Annotated in this window: 12 protein-coding genes and 1 pseudogene; 4 read left to right on the top strand and 9 right to left on the bottom strand. The window is 67.8% G+C overall.

Features of this window, described 5'->3' with window-relative positions; translation table 11 throughout:
• From AC5Y6Y_RS08290 to AC5Y6Y_RS08280, 3 genes and pseudogenes are all read left to right on the top strand, one after another.
• Positions 1 to 735: pseudogene (locus AC5Y6Y_RS08290) on the top strand (BadF/BadG/BcrA/BcrD ATPase family protein); the annotation flags it as partial.
• A gap of 66 nt (positions 736 to 801) precedes the next feature.
• Positions 802 to 1,707, top strand: a complete 906-nt coding sequence (gene murQ / locus AC5Y6Y_RS08285) for an N-acetylmuramic acid 6-phosphate etherase (RefSeq protein ID WP_473139276.1) — start codon at positions 802 to 804, stop codon at positions 1,705 to 1,707.
• Entirely contained in the window at positions 1,707 to 3,215 is a 1,509-nt protein-coding gene (locus AC5Y6Y_RS08280) for a serine hydrolase domain-containing protein (protein WP_473139275.1), read from the top strand. Before murQ ends, AC5Y6Y_RS08280 begins: the two co-directional genes overlap by 1 nt.
• Before the next feature lie 3 nt (positions 3,216 to 3,218).
• Here the strand turns inward: AC5Y6Y_RS08280 and AC5Y6Y_RS08275 are convergent, their stop codons facing one another.
• The 4 genes from AC5Y6Y_RS08275 to AC5Y6Y_RS08260 all read right to left on the bottom strand — a co-directional run bounded on the left by AC5Y6Y_RS08275 (position 3,219) and on the right by AC5Y6Y_RS08260 (position 8,045).
• Positions 3,219 to 3,923: a M15 family metallopeptidase gene (locus AC5Y6Y_RS08275; RefSeq protein WP_463827662.1), complete on the bottom strand. Its 705-nt coding sequence runs from the start codon at positions 3,921 to 3,923 to the stop codon at positions 3,219 to 3,221.
• Positions 3,924 to 3,936: 13 nt separating this feature from the next.
• On the bottom strand, positions 3,937 to 5,166 hold the full coding sequence (locus AC5Y6Y_RS08270; protein ID WP_473139101.1) for an amidohydrolase family protein: 1,230 nt from the start codon (positions 5,164 to 5,166) through the stop codon (positions 3,937 to 3,939).
• 211 nt (positions 5,167 to 5,377) lie between these two features.
• Positions 5,378 to 7,150 carry a serine/threonine-protein kinase gene (locus AC5Y6Y_RS08265; protein ID WP_473139100.1) on the bottom strand — a complete coding sequence of 591 codons (1,773 nt, stop codon included), beginning with the start codon at positions 7,148 to 7,150 and terminating at the stop codon, positions 5,378 to 5,380.
• Positions 7,151 to 7,160: 10 nt separating this feature from the next.
• Positions 7,161 to 8,045 (bottom strand): phytanoyl-CoA dioxygenase family protein, encoded by an 885-nt coding sequence (locus AC5Y6Y_RS08260; protein WP_463827665.1) that lies wholly within the window; start codon positions 8,043 to 8,045, stop codon positions 7,161 to 7,163.
• Positions 8,046 to 8,206: 161 nt separating this feature from the next.
• Between AC5Y6Y_RS08260 and AC5Y6Y_RS08255 the strand changes: the two genes are divergently transcribed.
• Positions 8,207 to 8,413 (top strand): hypothetical protein, encoded by a 207-nt coding sequence (locus tag AC5Y6Y_RS08255; protein ID WP_473139099.1) that lies wholly within the window; start codon positions 8,207 to 8,209, stop codon positions 8,411 to 8,413.
• A 49-nt stretch (positions 8,414 to 8,462) separates the two neighbouring features.
• On the opposite strand, the gene AC5Y6Y_RS08250 is transcribed toward AC5Y6Y_RS08255, so the two are convergent.
• From AC5Y6Y_RS08250 to AC5Y6Y_RS08230, 5 genes are read right to left on the bottom strand one after another with little or no spacing between them, the layout of a single operon-like run.
• On the bottom strand, positions 8,463 to 9,392 hold the full coding sequence (locus tag AC5Y6Y_RS08250; RefSeq protein ID WP_473139098.1) for a DUF7064 domain-containing protein: 930 nt from the start codon (positions 9,390 to 9,392) through the stop codon (positions 8,463 to 8,465).
• A gap of 32 nt (positions 9,393 to 9,424) precedes the next feature.
• Positions 9,425 to 10,282 (bottom strand): VOC family protein, encoded by an 858-nt coding sequence (locus AC5Y6Y_RS08245; RefSeq protein ID WP_473139097.1) that lies wholly within the window; start codon positions 10,280 to 10,282, stop codon positions 9,425 to 9,427.
• Between the two features lies 1 nt (position 10,283).
• The gene (locus AC5Y6Y_RS08240; RefSeq protein WP_473139096.1) at positions 10,284 to 11,852 is read right to left on the bottom strand and encodes a class I adenylate-forming enzyme family protein; all 1,569 of its coding nucleotides are present in this window, start codon (positions 11,850 to 11,852) and stop codon (positions 10,284 to 10,286) included.
• Between the two features lie 25 nt (positions 11,853 to 11,877).
• A complete protein-coding gene (locus AC5Y6Y_RS08235) occupies positions 11,878 to 12,723 on the bottom strand; it encodes a mycofactocin-coupled SDR family oxidoreductase (RefSeq protein ID WP_473139095.1) in 846 nt (281 codons plus the stop codon).
• Positions 12,724 to 12,776: 53 nt separating this feature from the next.
• The gene (locus tag AC5Y6Y_RS08230) at positions 12,777 to 13,553 is read right to left on the bottom strand and encodes an N-acetylmuramoyl-L-alanine amidase (protein WP_463827671.1); all 777 of its coding nucleotides are present in this window, start codon (positions 13,551 to 13,553) and stop codon (positions 12,777 to 12,779) included.
• Positions 13,554 to 13,615 lie beyond the last annotated feature (62 nt).

Raw genomic sequence — 13,615 nt, 5'->3', positions numbered from 1 at the left:
GTGATCCTGTCCGTCGACCTCGGCAAAACGTCGTGTCGGGCCGCCGCAGCCGGCCGCAGAGCACAGGTACCGGGCGCGCCCGGCCTCGCGTCGCCCGGGGGAGTGCGGGCTGCGCAGGCGGCCATCCTGGCGGTGGCGCGGCAGTTCGAGCCCATCGACGACATGATCGTCGGGGCTGCCGGGGCGCTGACGGCACCGGACCAAGCCCGCCAACTCGCTGCGGTGCTGCTGCATTCGATAGGCGCGGCGCGGGTGACGGTGACCAGCGACAGCGTGATCGCGCACGCGGGCGCGCTGGACGGCAAGCCCGGCGTGGTGCTGATCGCGGGCACCGGCGTCGTTGCACTCGCGATCGACGCCGACGGCGCACTGCGGGTCGCCGACGGCTGGGGCCCTTGGCTGGGCGACGAGGGCGGTGGCGCGTGGATCGGCGCCGCCGGGTTGCGCGCCGCCTTGCGAGGTCTGGACGGACGCGGTCCGTCCACCGCCTTGCTCGATGCTGCGCACCAGCGCTTCGGTCCCCCGCGCACCTGGCCCGGGCAAGTCAACGATGCTGCCGCCATGGCCGAGTTTGCGCCCGATGTTATTGCCGCGCAGCAGGATTCCGTGGCAGCAGCGATAGTCGACGCGGCCGCCGCAGCCCTTGCCGCGGCGGCGCGGGCAGTCGGCGCCGGCCCGGTCGCGATGGTCGGCGGACTGGCCGGTGTGACGGCGCTGTCCAAGCACCTCGATCTCGTCCAGCCGGCCGGCGACGCACTCGACGGGACATTGCGACTCAACGCGATCCACGAGCCGCACGTGATCCGGCTGCGGGCGAGCGCCGTCGCCGCCAACAAGCTCGACACGCTCGCCACCGAAGGCGTCCGGCCCGACTCGCACGACCTTGATACCCGGCCCGTCAGCGAGGTCGTCGCGCTGCTCGTCGCCGCCGAGCACGAGGCGCAGCAGGCAATTGCGGACGCACTTCCGCAGATCAGCGCTGCGGCCGAGGCGATCGCGGCGCGACTCGAGAGCGGCGGCCGGTTGACCTACGCCGGTGCCGGTACGCCGGGCCGGCTCGGTGTGCTCGATGCGGCCGAATGTGGACCCACCTTCAACACCGACCTGGTGCGCGGTGTCATCGCGGGCGGACCGACGGCGCTGACCCAGGCGGTCGACGGCGCCGAAGATGTCTTCGACCCAGCGGATCTGGCCCACCTGACCGGGGCCGACGTGCTGGTCGGGATTACCGCGTCCGGTCGCACCCCGTACGTGCTCGGCGCGCTCGCACACGCGCGGGCGGTGGGTGCGCTGACCGTTGCCATCGTCAACAACCGCGGCAGCGAAGCGGCTGCCGACCTCATGATCGAGTTGCTGACCGGACCTGAGGTGCTGGCCGGATCCACGCGGTTGACCGCCGGTACCTCGCAGAAGGTGGTGCTCAACGCGTTGTCGACGAGCGTGATGACCGCGCTCGGCAAGGTCTACGGCCCAAGGATGGTCGACGTGCGTGCCACGAACGCGAAGCTGCGGCGCCGCACGGTTCGTATTGTCCGGGATGCGGCCGGCGTCGACGAACAGACCGCCGCCGCCGCGCTCGCGGCCGCAGGCGGTCACGCCAAGACCGCGATCGTCGCGCTGCTCGCCGGCGTCGACGCGGTCGCCGCTGCCGGACTGTTGCAGCGCGCGCGGGGACACGTGCGGTCCGCGCTGAGCGGGCGGCCGTGATGCGCAGAGCCGGGGCACTCGCAGCGGTGGCGCTGATCGTCCTCGCCGGCTGCTCGCATCGTGAATCAGCACCGACGTCCAGTTCCAGCGCGCCACCGTCGTCATCGACCATCACCCAAACTTCGCCTCGCGCAACGGTTCCGAAGATCGCCGAGGCGCCCACGCCGCCTGCGTTCGCGCCGGTCGCCACACTGATCAACGATGCGATCGCGGCCGAAAAGCTGCCCGGTGCGGTCATCGTCGTCGGTCACGGCGGCGACATCGCCTTCCGCCATGCGTATGGCTCGCGCAAGCTGGCCAGCGAACCCGGGCTGGACGGACTGCCCGCCCCCGCTGAACCGATGACCGAGGACACGATCTTTGACCTGGCGTCGCTGACCAAGCCGCTGGCAACGGCGACCATCGTCATGCAGCTCTACGAGCAGGGCAAAGTGCGGTTCGACGATCCCGTGCAGCAGTATCTGCCCGACTTCAACACGACCAACGATCCGCGACGGGCGCAAGTCACCGTCCGCATGCTGCTCACCCACACCTCGGGCGAGACCGGCGACGTCGAACTCAAGGACCCGTGGGGACTGGAACGCACCGACAAAGCTGAAGGCATTCATCGCGCACTGACGACGCCGCTGGAGTCCGGACCGGGGCAGGGTTTCCGGTACTCCGATATCAACTTCATCCTGCTCGGCGCGCTGATCGAGAAAGTCACCGGGGAAACTGAAGACGTCTATGCCGCCGAGCACGTGTTCGCGCCGCTCGGTATGACAGACACCCGGTATCTGCCGGTCGCCAAAGCCTGTGGGCCACACGTGATCAGAGGTGCCGCCATCGGCTGGGCACCGGGTGGGGCGCCGGCCGGCTGTGCTGCCGGGACCTGGAGCACCGATCTCTTGCCGCGCATCGCCCCGACGGCGCGCGACGAAGAGAGCAGAGGTGATCCGGGTAAGAATCCCGACATCGATCATTTGTTGTGGGGCACAGTGCATGACACGACGTCGCGGCGGATGGGCGGAGTGGCCGGGCATGCCGGCGTGTTCTCGACGGCGCACGACGTCGGCATCTTCGCCCAGGCTCTCTTGGACCGCCTCGCTGGCCGCCCGAGCCAATTCCCGCTCAGCCAAACCACTTTGGAGTTGATGACGACTCCGCAGCAGCCGGGACATACGGCGCGGCAACTCGACGCCGCCAACGCCGCAACCCGGGAAGCTATCGCACAGCGACCGAACACCCGGGATCCGCTGCTGGCTCCGCGCTATCCAGCGATCGCGGGCCAGAACCTGCGCGGCTTCGGCTGGGACATCGACACCCCGCTGTCGGGGCCGCGCGGGATGGTATTCCCCATCGGGAGTTTCGGCCACACCGGCTTCACCGGAACATCCATCTGGATCGACCCGGTGTCGAACAGTTACGTTGTGTTGCTGGCCAATTCGATCCATGTCCGCGGCAGTCCACCCATGTCGGATCTGCGCGCTGAGGTGGGCACGGTAGCGGCCCGGGCACTGGGTCTGTAACGCTCAGATCCGCTCGAAGTGCTGATAGTCCGGGGTGCGCCAGTAGCCGCCCCACTGCCAGCCGCGTTCGGTGAAGACCTGCTCGGCGGGGTCGCCCCCGTGGATGAGTCCAGGGTCGGTACGGCTGCGGTCGAGGTATTCCGAGGCGTTCCGTGGTTCGAAATACCCGGTGACGTACAGGCAGGGGTTGATCAGCGGATTGATGTCGATCGCCCGGCCGTACGCGTGCGGCGACCACTCACCGGAGCCGGGTATGCGTCGGCAGTTGAACGCCGACGTGTTGTTGTCCTCCATGGACAATTCGTCGTCGGCCTCGGCGTAGTGGTCCACTGTCTGCATCTTGTCGACCGGATAGCGCAGCAATTGCAGCCGCCCGAAGATCGCGATGACATCTGGCACCAGATCTTGGTGCACGACCAGCACGCCGCGGTGGGTCTGGCCGTCGAACCCGACATAGTCGATGTCGACCCGGCGCAGCTGCTCGGGTCCGACGGGACAACCCGGCTGCCAGGTGTTGCCCAGCTCCGCGGCGGTCACCGGCTGCGCGGTCGGGGCGGGCGGTGTTGGCGGTGAGCTGGTCGAAGCCGGCGCAGCCGCCACCGACGAGGACGGTGTCGCGGTGGGCGACGGCGGGGGCGCGGCAGGGGCGCACTGCACCAGCAGCACAACGGCCGCGACCACCTGGGCCAGCAGCGCACCCCGCCGCATCGGACCGGCTCGGTCAGGTCAGCACGAGTGCTGGCACATCCGGGCGGTGGACGATCTCGTTGGGCACCTTGAACAGGTCGATCATGTTGCCGCCCATAACTTTTCGGACGCCCTCAGCATCGAGCCCCTGTTCTTCCAGGTCGGCGACGAGGTTGATCGGGTCGGACAAGCCTTCCGGATGCGGCCAATCGGAGCCGAAGATGACGCGATCGATGCCGCACAGATCGGCCATCTGCTTGAAGTTGTCCTCCCAGAACGGCGCGACGTACACGCAGCGCTTGAACGCCTCGATCGGGTCCTCAGGGAACTCCTGCGGCATCTTCGAATAGACGTTCTTGAATTGGTAGAACAGGTAGGGCACCCACGACCCGCCGTTCTCCACCGACAGCACGCGAAGGTCGGGATTGCGGGTCAGCGCGCCGTGGCAGACCAGCGCGGCCATGGTGTCCTCGATGGGCCGCTTGCCCATCGCGACCATCCGGAACGCGGTCGGCTTGAACGGCTTGTACTCGTCGCCGGGCTCCCAGTCGTTGAGGTATTCGGCGTAGCCGCTGTCGGAGGCGTGCATCGACACCGGGATCCCGGCTTTGACGCACGCATCCCAGAACGGGTCGAACTCGGGCAGGCCGAGGGAGCGGGTGCCGCGGTATCCCGGTACCGGCGCGGGCCGGACCAGCACGGTCTTGGCGCCCCGCTGCAGACACCAGTCGAGTTCCTCCAGTGCGCGATCGACATTGGCGAGGTTGATGACCGGCGTGGAGAAGATACGGTCCTCGTAGTTGAACTGCCAGGTCTCATACATCCACTGGTTAAGTCCGTGGATGATGTCCAGGATCAGGTCCGGGTCGTCCTTCAGGCGTTCCTCGACCAGGGAGGCCAGCGTCGGGAACATCAGGGTGTAGTCCAGGCCGAGGCCGTCGAGGACCTCGAGGCGCGCCGCGGGATTGCGGAAGGCCGGGATGGCCTTCATCGGCTTGCCCATGACCTCGCGGAAGCTCTTGCCGCCGCTGCCGTGCCGGAAATACTCCTCCTGGGCACCCGGCCGGGCAACGATCTCGAACGTCGGGTTGGGGATGTAATCGCTGACCACGTTGCGCACCATGATCTTGGTGCGGCCGCGCACATCGATGTAGTCGATCACGCCTTTGCGATGATCCGGCAGGAACTGGGTCAGCGCTTCTTTGGGTTCGTAGAAGTGGTTGTCCGCGTCGAACACCGGGTAGGAAAGATTGCGTGACGGCATGTCGTCTCCTGGAAGTCTTGTGCATCAACCGGTATCGGCTGGTGGTGCCGAGCTACGGTAATGACATTACCACTTTCCCTCGGCCAGCAATACCCGCCGCCGGCCTGCGACCCGCGGTGCCGTGAGAATGGCGTTACCTGCCGACCGGCGCCAGGCTAGTCCGCCGGGTCGAGCAGGACGCAACGCGACACCGAAGTGAGGTAGGCCGACCCTAGCCGGCTGCCTGCAGGGTGATGTCGGACAGTTGTGTCCGGCTCTCGCCGTTGGTGGTGCCCAGCGTGGAGATCCACACCAGCACGTTGGAGGTCTTGGTCTGTTTGGTCACCGCGATGCGGTTACGCCCCGGCTGTAACGACGTCGTCGGGGACAGCTCGACGGTGTCTTCGAGTTTGGCCGGCTTGTCGGTGGGCGACGAGCGGATCTGAATCTGGGTGCCGGTACTGGGCACGTCCAGCGACACGGCGCTGAGTGTGGTCGGCTCAGCCAGATGCAGTAACAAACCCATCCCCTTGAGGAACTTCGGGAAAGGGACAGCGTCCCGATAGGTGACCGTGGACCAGCCAGTGTCCGGGTTGCCGTCGATCGCCAACCCGGCATCCTGCGGATTGTCCGGGGCGCCGTCGGGGGAGAACACGGTGGCGCTCACCGGTTTGACGATCGGTCCCGGTCGAGTCGAGGTGCCCTGGGTGAAGTACAGCACCGCGGCGGCGGTTAAGGCGATGACGCCAACGACGGCCGCGACGGCGATGGTCCAGACCATCGCCCTTTTGCGCGTCTTGCCGCCGGACGATGTGGCGCGGGCCGCGGGCGCGTTCCGCTTGGTGCCCACACCGGTGGAGAGATTGACGACCTTATCGGCGTCCAGAGTCTCGCCGTCCCAGGCGCCGCTGACCTCCACGGCGTTGCCGTCCATGAGTTGACCGGCTACCAGATCGGTCTGTATCTCGACCGGAACGGGACCCTGGTGGTTGCCGGGCGGCTCGGTGGTGAGCAGTTGGAAGGTCAGGATCCCAACCTGGTCGTGGGCGCCGACCGGGGTCTGCTGCACCTGGCGGGCCGTTCCGTGCAGAGTGACACGCTCGAGACGTTGGGTGGACGGGCGTCCGGCCTCGCTCGGAGCCGGCGGCGGCGCCGGAGGCGCGGCACCGCGGCTGGGACCCAGTTGGGCCAGCGCGCGGGCGAACTCGGCACAGTTCGGGTACCGCTCACCGGGCTCTTTGGCCAGCGCCCGGGTCAGCACGGCATCGAGATGCGCGAGGTCGGGCCGGCGCTGCGAGATCAGGGGCGGCGGCGTGCTCAGATGGTGGCTGATCACCACGGCGCGATTGGAGTCGACGAAGGGCGGCGCGCCGGTCAGCAAGTGAAACGTGGTGGCGGCGAGCGCGTACTGATCGACTCGGCCGTCAAGTGGCTTGCCCAGGAGTTGCTCGGGTGCCACGTAACTGATGGTCCCCATGGTGACGTTCGCGTCGGTGAGGTTGCTGACGTCGTCGATTCTGCGGGCGATGCCGAAGTCGGTGAGCAGTACCCGACGGCGCAGGCCGTCGGTCACCAGGATGTTCTCCGGCTTGACGTCGCGGTGCAGCAGCCGACGGTCGTGACCGAAGTCCAGCGCATCGGCCACCGCCGCGACGATGTCGGCCACGTCTCGTTCGGGCATGCCGTCGGGGAAGCGTTCCCGGACTAACCGCCCCGCGTCGGTGCCGTCCACGTATTCCATCGAGATCCAGAGCCGACCGTCGTACTCACCGCGATCGAGGACGCTGACGATGTGCTGGTGCCACAGGGTGGCGGCCAACTCGGCTTCGCGAATGAACCTCGCGCGGAACTCGACGTCGGCCGTCGCAGGCATGGACAGGACCTTCAGCGCGTCTTGGCGTGGCAGGCGAGGATGCTGGGCAAGGTAGACCTCGCCCATGCCGCCAGAGCCCAGCAGCCGCTGGATCACGTAGCCGGCGAAGACGTCGCCGTGATTGAGCGGCATGCCCGACAGCCTACAAACCGGCGGGTGTCCCATGGTCAGGTCGCTCGGTGTCCAGCAGTCGTAGCGGATGCAGGCCGTCGACCGCGCCGACGAACGGCGGGTGGATGCTGTAGCCGAGCATGCGGCGGATGTCGTCGGAAACCTGTCGAGCGATGTCGCGGGATATCGACAAGGTGTAGGCCTCCATGGGTCGCAGCCACGGCTCGCAATACTGGGCGGTGATGGCCAGCCGCTCGCTGGTCGTCGTGTTCGCGCCGCCGCCGTGCCACAGGGTGCCGACGAAGAACACGCACGAGCCGGCGGGCATGACGACCGGTAACGCCGGGTCGTCCGGGCCCGGCCGGCGTTTGCCCCAGCGGTGACTACCGGGGTAGACGACGGTGGCGCCGTTGTCGGCGGTGAAGTCGTCGACGGCCCAGATGGTCGCCGCGGCCAACGGTTCCCGCGGTCGTGGAATGGGGTAGAACCCGTCGTCATGGTGGGCCAACTGGGCGGTCTCACCAGGCTGGATGTTGATGGCCTGCAACGCCGAAAGCAGGTAGTTAGGCATTAGCAGACGGTCGAGGACCGCCAGCACCCGCGGATGGTCGGCAACCTGATCGCAGGCGCGGGTCCTGCTCAGCACGCTGTAGATGCGTTGCGTGCGGCGCCCCTCGAAGGAATTGCGTCCGGTGTGTCCCAGCCAGGGCTGCACCACCTCACGAATGTGCCGGCACTGCTCGGCGCTGAGCAGGTTCTCCCAGACGACGTAGCCGTCCCGGGCCAGCGCGGCCAGGTCGGCTTCGACGATCGCGTTGTCGACCGAACTTCCGGCGGACGGGGTCCACCGATGCCGCTGCGCCAGATCCCCCCTGAGGTCCTCCAGCGTGGTGTCGGGCTGGTCGTCGATGCGCATCGGGCGGTCCTACTGACGGGCGGGTGTGGTGTCCTTGACCAGACTAAACGCGCATCAACGCCTGGTGTGACGGATCGCAGCCCGGGCGACGGTAGATCAAGATCACTACGAATAGTGTCAGCGGCGGGTTTCAGGCGACCGAGCCCGGCTATGCGATCAGAATGCGAAATTCAGCGCGCGACCGCGCAGATGCCGGCGACCGCGCCGCCCAGCTCAACGAGCAGATCGCCGAAGGCCACGACTGGGCAGACCGGGCCCGGCCCAACAGCTCGGGAGACCTGCACGGCGACGCCGCCAGCGAACATCGGCAGGCCGCCGGTGAAGGCCGTTCCAAGGCTGAGGCCGCGCGCGAGGAAGACGACAAGTGAAGCCCCGGTCACCGGGTTGTCGGGCCACCGCAGTCGAGTAGGGGGTCGTCTAGGCGCCGGGCCGCCCGTCGACCGCGGCGCGGCGCACCTGCTCCCGGGCGTGGAACTCCTGGTTCTCGCCCCAGCCCCGCATGCCGTTCCAGCGCCAATCGGTGAGTGTCCAATAGGTCAATCGGCCCGGCCAGCCGAGCCACCGCAGGGCCGTCCGCACCTGACCCTCGGCGTGCAGTGTTCGGCCGTGCTCGTCGACCGCCTCCACGACCACGTGGGCTGGCGCACCGTCGCGCCGCGCGGCGACGCGTCGCTCGCCCTGCACAAGTTCACCCGGGCGGCCGTCGGCGACCAGGTATCCGCCGACGACCTTATCGACACCCGGTTTGCGGCTGGCCATCGTCAGCGCGTGCCAGTGATCCTCGGGCGAGGCGACCGCCCACAGGTAGTCGCCTGACCGGGCCGCGCCGGACCGGTGCGGGCCCCAGGTCCGGTCGCGTATCGAGTAGCAGTCGATGTCGAAGTGTTCGCCGTCCAGCGTCAGCGTGCCGGTCATCCGACCGGGATGGTCGAAATGACCGGCCGTGTCATCGACCGGCCCGAGTGGGTGCGGCGGCATCAGCGCCGTCCACTCCAGCTCGAATTCGAGGCCGAGCAGCCCGTATTCGAGCCGATACCGCCGACTGCGTTCGACGACCTGGTGACGCAGGCTGTTCGGCAGCGTGAAATCCTCGAAATCGATTGACCCGGTTGGTGGTTGACGCCATCGCCAGTCATAGAAGAGGCAGTCGTGCGGTAGCTCGCCGGTCGGGTCCCACAGCGCCGGGCCACCCCCCGAGCTGACGCAGCGCACGTCGTGGAAGAAGTAGACGAATCCGTTGATGTCACGTTCGGGCACCGACACGGTGAAGCAACTGCTCTCGGCCCAGTCCGGCTCGGCGCTGGGCGGATGGAAATCGCCGTCGTGCGCGTCGGCATCACAAACCACGAAGACGAGTCAACAACCGCGATCGCGTCAATTCAAGCAGGCTCGATCAACAGCGTCGGCACCCCGCAGGTGCCGTCTTTGACGCTGATCACGCGGGTGCCGGGCTTGCGTCCGGGCCGGACCTCGGACACGTCCAGCCCGACCGCCGCGAGCCGCGCACGGGCGGCATCGGCATTCTGGACGCGCCAGGACAACCCCCAGACCTGATCGGTGCGGGCGGCCGGCCGCACGTCACGCAGCGGTTGTGCGATCTCGACGGTGACCCCGCCGACACGGAGGAACACCAGTCGCATGCCCCAGTCGGGAAAGCTGCGGTCCAGCGCGAGCCGCAGGCCGAGACCGTCGCGGTAGAGCGCGATCGCGGCGTCCGCGTCGCAGGTCTGTACCACCGCATGATCGATTCCGGTGACGATCGCATCCTGCGGGCCGATCGGTGACGCTTCGGGCAGCAGGTCGGGCGACTCGTGCTCGATCGCGATCACCAGCACGCCGCGGGTACGTGCTTCGGGCAGCAGTGCGCTACGCCAGCGCCGGACCGACCCGCTGTCGGTGTCGCGACCCACGCCGAATGAAACCGGGGACGGCTCAAGGCCGTTCGTGGCGAGTCGCGCGTGCGCGGTGTCGATGTCGGAGGTGGCGAACGCCAGCCCGATCGGTCCGTCACCGCGTTGCGCCAAGTGCGCCTCCACCGTGTGTCCGAGCGGGCCGTCGCCAACCGGAGTGATCAACTCCAGGTAGATGTTGTCGAGGCGGAACAGGACATTGGCCGTGCCCCAGCCCGGGTGATCGCCGCGCCACGACGGGTTGCGGGAGAACAGTGCGGCGTACCGTTGTGCGGCGGCGTCCAGATCGCGCACGGCGACGATCACGTGGTCGACGGCGTCGAACACCTCAGCGGCTCTCGGTCGAAATGGGGCGACAGTCCAGCGCTCCGGTGATCAGCATGGTGCGCAAGGCTTTCCGGTTGAGCTTGCCGCTGGGCAGCGTGGGGATGTCGTCACTTCTCGCAATCGCCCAGCGGGTCGGGACCTTATAGCCGGACAACTGATCGCGTGCCCGAGCCGCCACCGATGACACGTCGATCGGCTCCCACGCCGCAACGATCACTGCGCATACCGCCTCACCTCGCTCGGGATCGTCGATGCCGACGACAATGCACTGCGCGACATCGTCGAATTCCTCGATGACGGCTTCTACCTCGAGCGGGGAGACGTTGGCACCCGCTGTCTTGATGAGCTCGCTGGTCCGGCCGACGTAGAACAGGCGCGGGTCGTTGTCCCGGCGATAGACGCGGTCTCCGGTGTGATACCAACCGTCCGCGTCGAACGTCTCCCACCGCTCCCTCTTGTTGTAACCGGCCATCACCCCGATACCACGGACGAGGAGCTCGCCGGTGGTCCCGACCGGAACGGGCGCCCCCTGCTCGTCGACGATGGTCATATCGGTGAAGGCGAAGCCGCCCGCGGTCTCGGACATGGTGCGGTGCACCGGGAATCCGTCGGGCACATTGATCATCGCCAGGTCCAACGGCCCGTTCCGCAGCATCGGCGCGCTGCTCAGGTCGCGTGTCGCGAAGGTCGGATGTTCGCGCACGCGTTGGGTGAAGGCAGGCCACCCGACGATGCCGGTGGCACGTTCCCGTTCGATCAGATCCAGTGCCGTGCCGGCATCGAGGCGCGGCAGCACCAGCAGCGTGACGGGTTCGTGCAGTGCCCCGGTCGCGGCGAGCAGGCCGCCGATCCAGAAGAACGGCATGGCGCACAGGATCTTCGGCGGCGATGCCGGCCCGGTGAGTGCCTGAATGGCACTCGGCCATGTCGAGGTCTGCCGCACCACCGTGCCGTGGGTGTGCAGCACGCCTTTGGGATCTGCGGTGGATCCCGACGTGTGCACCATGATCGCCAGATCCGCAGCGGTCACTTCGCGTTCCGCCGCGGCCAGCAGTTCGTCAGGGACGTCGCAATCCCCGTCCCAGGATGTCGCCCAGGCGCGGTCCGTCTCCTCGGTGAGCACAATGCGCCGCAGATAGGGCACGGCAGGCAGCGCCAGCCGGTCGGCTCGCTGATCGGCTAGCTGCGGCAGAGTCGCTTCGAACAACTCGGCGACGTTCGTCTTGATCACCGTGCCGGGCGCGACCAACAGCCCAATGTCGGCCAGCCGCAGCACCTTTGCAAGTTCTGCAGGCGTATACATGGTGCTCAGCGGTACGGCCACAGCGCCGATCCGTGACACCGCCAGCCACCAGAGAATCCACTGCACGCCGTTGGGGAAGAACAGGCCCACCCGACTGCCCTTCCCGACACCGGCGGCGAGCAGTCGCTTTGCGATGCGCGCCGAGCGCTGTTCGGCGTCCCGATAGGTGATCCGCTCGGTCGGGGTGACCACATAGGTCTGCTGACCGAACAACCCGACACTGTGCGCGAGGAGGGCTGGGATGGAGAGCGGTCGCGGTTGGGTCACCCCCGGCTCCTCTCTGGGTCAGCCGTCAGAATTTCGCGACCGCGCCGGCGTCGACAGGCAGTGCTGCGCCGGTGATGTATTGCGCCTCGTCGGAAGCCAGGAACAGCACCGCGTTGCTGACCGCGCGTGCCTCGATCAGTGGCTTGGGCAACAGGTGAAACTGGCCGATGACCTCGCCGGCATCGTGCACGGTCGGGGCGGGCAGATCCGGACGCAGCGTCCGGCAGAACTGCTCGTTGTCGAGCATCGGGGTCAAGATGTTCCCGGGATGAATTGAGTTGACTCGAATCCATTGCGGGGCAAGCTCATTGGCCAGCGAGTTCATCAAACCGACCACGGCGTGCTTGGCCGAGGCGTAGTGGGCCATGTAGCCGCCGCCGCGAATGCCCAGCATCGAACTGACCAGGATGATGGAACCGCCACCGTTGGTCATGTGCGGCAGCGCCACTTTGACGGTGTGCCACACCCCGGTCAGGTTGATGTCCATCATCGTCTGCCATGTCGAGGGCTCGATCAGCGCGGCGGGTGCCGGGGAGCCGCTGATACCGGCGTTCGCCACCACGATGTCGAGCGCGCCCAAGGTGGCCACGCCCTGCTCGAGCGCGGCGCGAAGGCCGTCCAGGTCCCGCACGTCGGCCTTGGCGGTGACGATGCGCCGACCCGACTTCTGCACCAGGTCGGCGGTCTCGGCAAGGTCGGCGTCGGTCGCACCGGGATAGGCGACGCCGTCGATGTCCGCGCAGGCATCGACCGCGATGATGTCGGCGCCCTCCTCGGCCAGCCGGATCGCGTGTTCGCGGCCCTGGCCGCGCGCGGCGCCGGTGATGAACGCGACCTTGCCGGCGACTCTGCCCGGAGTGTTGGCTGTCATTGCGACCTTTCGCCCGATATCTGCATGAGGCTACGCGTCGAATTCGAGACAGGTCAGTTGCCCGCCTCGATGGCAGCAACCTTCGCGATCGCATCAGCCCCGCAGAAGGGCTGCAGGTCGACACCGCCGGTACCCAAGAGGAAATCGATGCGGCGTCTGAGGTCACCCGAGGAGACATGGGCGTACAGATTCGCGCCGGGACAGGAGGTTTGAGCGAAGTCGCGGTGTCCGGCCAGCGTGGTGGTCGCGATGCCGTATCGCTGGGCAGCCCACGCGAAGGCAAGTGCGGTGCCGTGCAATTGGGCCTCGGGCACTGGCTCGTGGTCGAAGTCGCCTTCGCAGATGATCAGGAAATGTCCGGTGGTGTCGTAATCCGTTGCGGTGTCACCGACGATGCCGGGGTTGCGCAGTTCGTAGATGTTGCCCTTGCCGTCGATCCCGAGGTGGTAGGCGATGTCGATCCAGCCCAGGCTGTCCTGGTGATACCGCTGGTCCTGGCGGAAACGGCCCGGCGCGTGGCTGTTGTCACCCAGCGCTACCGCCGCGTGGTGCAGGGTCAGCCGGTTCGGCGTGTGCGCGCGCCCACCCGGTCGCGCGGGCCGCGCGCCCCAGGCGTCTCGGCACAGCAACAACGCCGCAGTGGCCTTCGGGGCGGGTGCGGCCGGCGCTGCTGTCACCGGCGCCGTGGCGGCGGGTGCGGCGGGACTGGGCTCGCTGGGGGTGGGGCTCGCGGAGGTCGTGGTCGAACAACCGCCCACGGTCGCTGCCAATCCGGCGCTGCCGGCGAGCAGCAGCAGCCGACGGCGATTGACGGGGTCTTCCGCGTTCATGGTCCTCAATGTATTCGTTGCCCCGCCCGGCGACTCCCGGCCTGGTCGCTGAATATGCTGGA

The sequence above is a fragment of the Mycobacterium sp. NGS24 genome (assembly GCF_059813065.1).
This window is presented reverse-complemented; position numbering and strand designations above follow the sequence as displayed.

What these genes read in the sequence shown, in the direction of transcription:
- AC5Y6Y_RS08265 (WP_473139100.1), bottom strand. Translation starts at nt 7,150, where the DNA reads ATGCCGCTCAATCACGGCGACGTCTTCGCCGGCTACGTGATCCAGCGG.
- AC5Y6Y_RS08235 (WP_473139095.1), bottom strand. Translation starts at nt 12,723, where the DNA reads ATGACAGCCAACACTCCGGGCAGAGTCGCCGGCAAGGTCGCGTTCATC.
- AC5Y6Y_RS08270 (WP_473139101.1), bottom strand. Translation starts at nt 5,166, where the DNA reads ATGCCGTCACGCAATCTTTCCTACCCGGTGTTCGACGCGGACAACCAC.
- AC5Y6Y_RS08280 (WP_473139275.1), top strand. Translation starts at nt 1,707, where the DNA reads ATGCGCAGAGCCGGGGCACTCGCAGCGGTGGCGCTGATCGTCCTCGCC.
- AC5Y6Y_RS08230 (WP_463827671.1), bottom strand. Translation starts at nt 13,553, where the DNA reads ATGAACGCGGAAGACCCCGTCAATCGCCGTCGGCTGCTGCTGCTCGCC.
- AC5Y6Y_RS08255 (WP_473139099.1), top strand. Translation starts at nt 8,207, where the DNA reads ATGCGAAATTCAGCGCGCGACCGCGCAGATGCCGGCGACCGCGCCGCC.
- AC5Y6Y_RS08260 (WP_463827665.1), bottom strand. Translation starts at nt 8,045, where the DNA reads ATGCGCATCGACGACCAGCCCGACACCACGCTGGAGGACCTCAGGGGG.
- AC5Y6Y_RS08275 (WP_463827662.1), bottom strand. Translation starts at nt 3,923, where the DNA reads ATGCGGCGGGGTGCGCTGCTGGCCCAGGTGGTCGCGGCCGTTGTGCTG.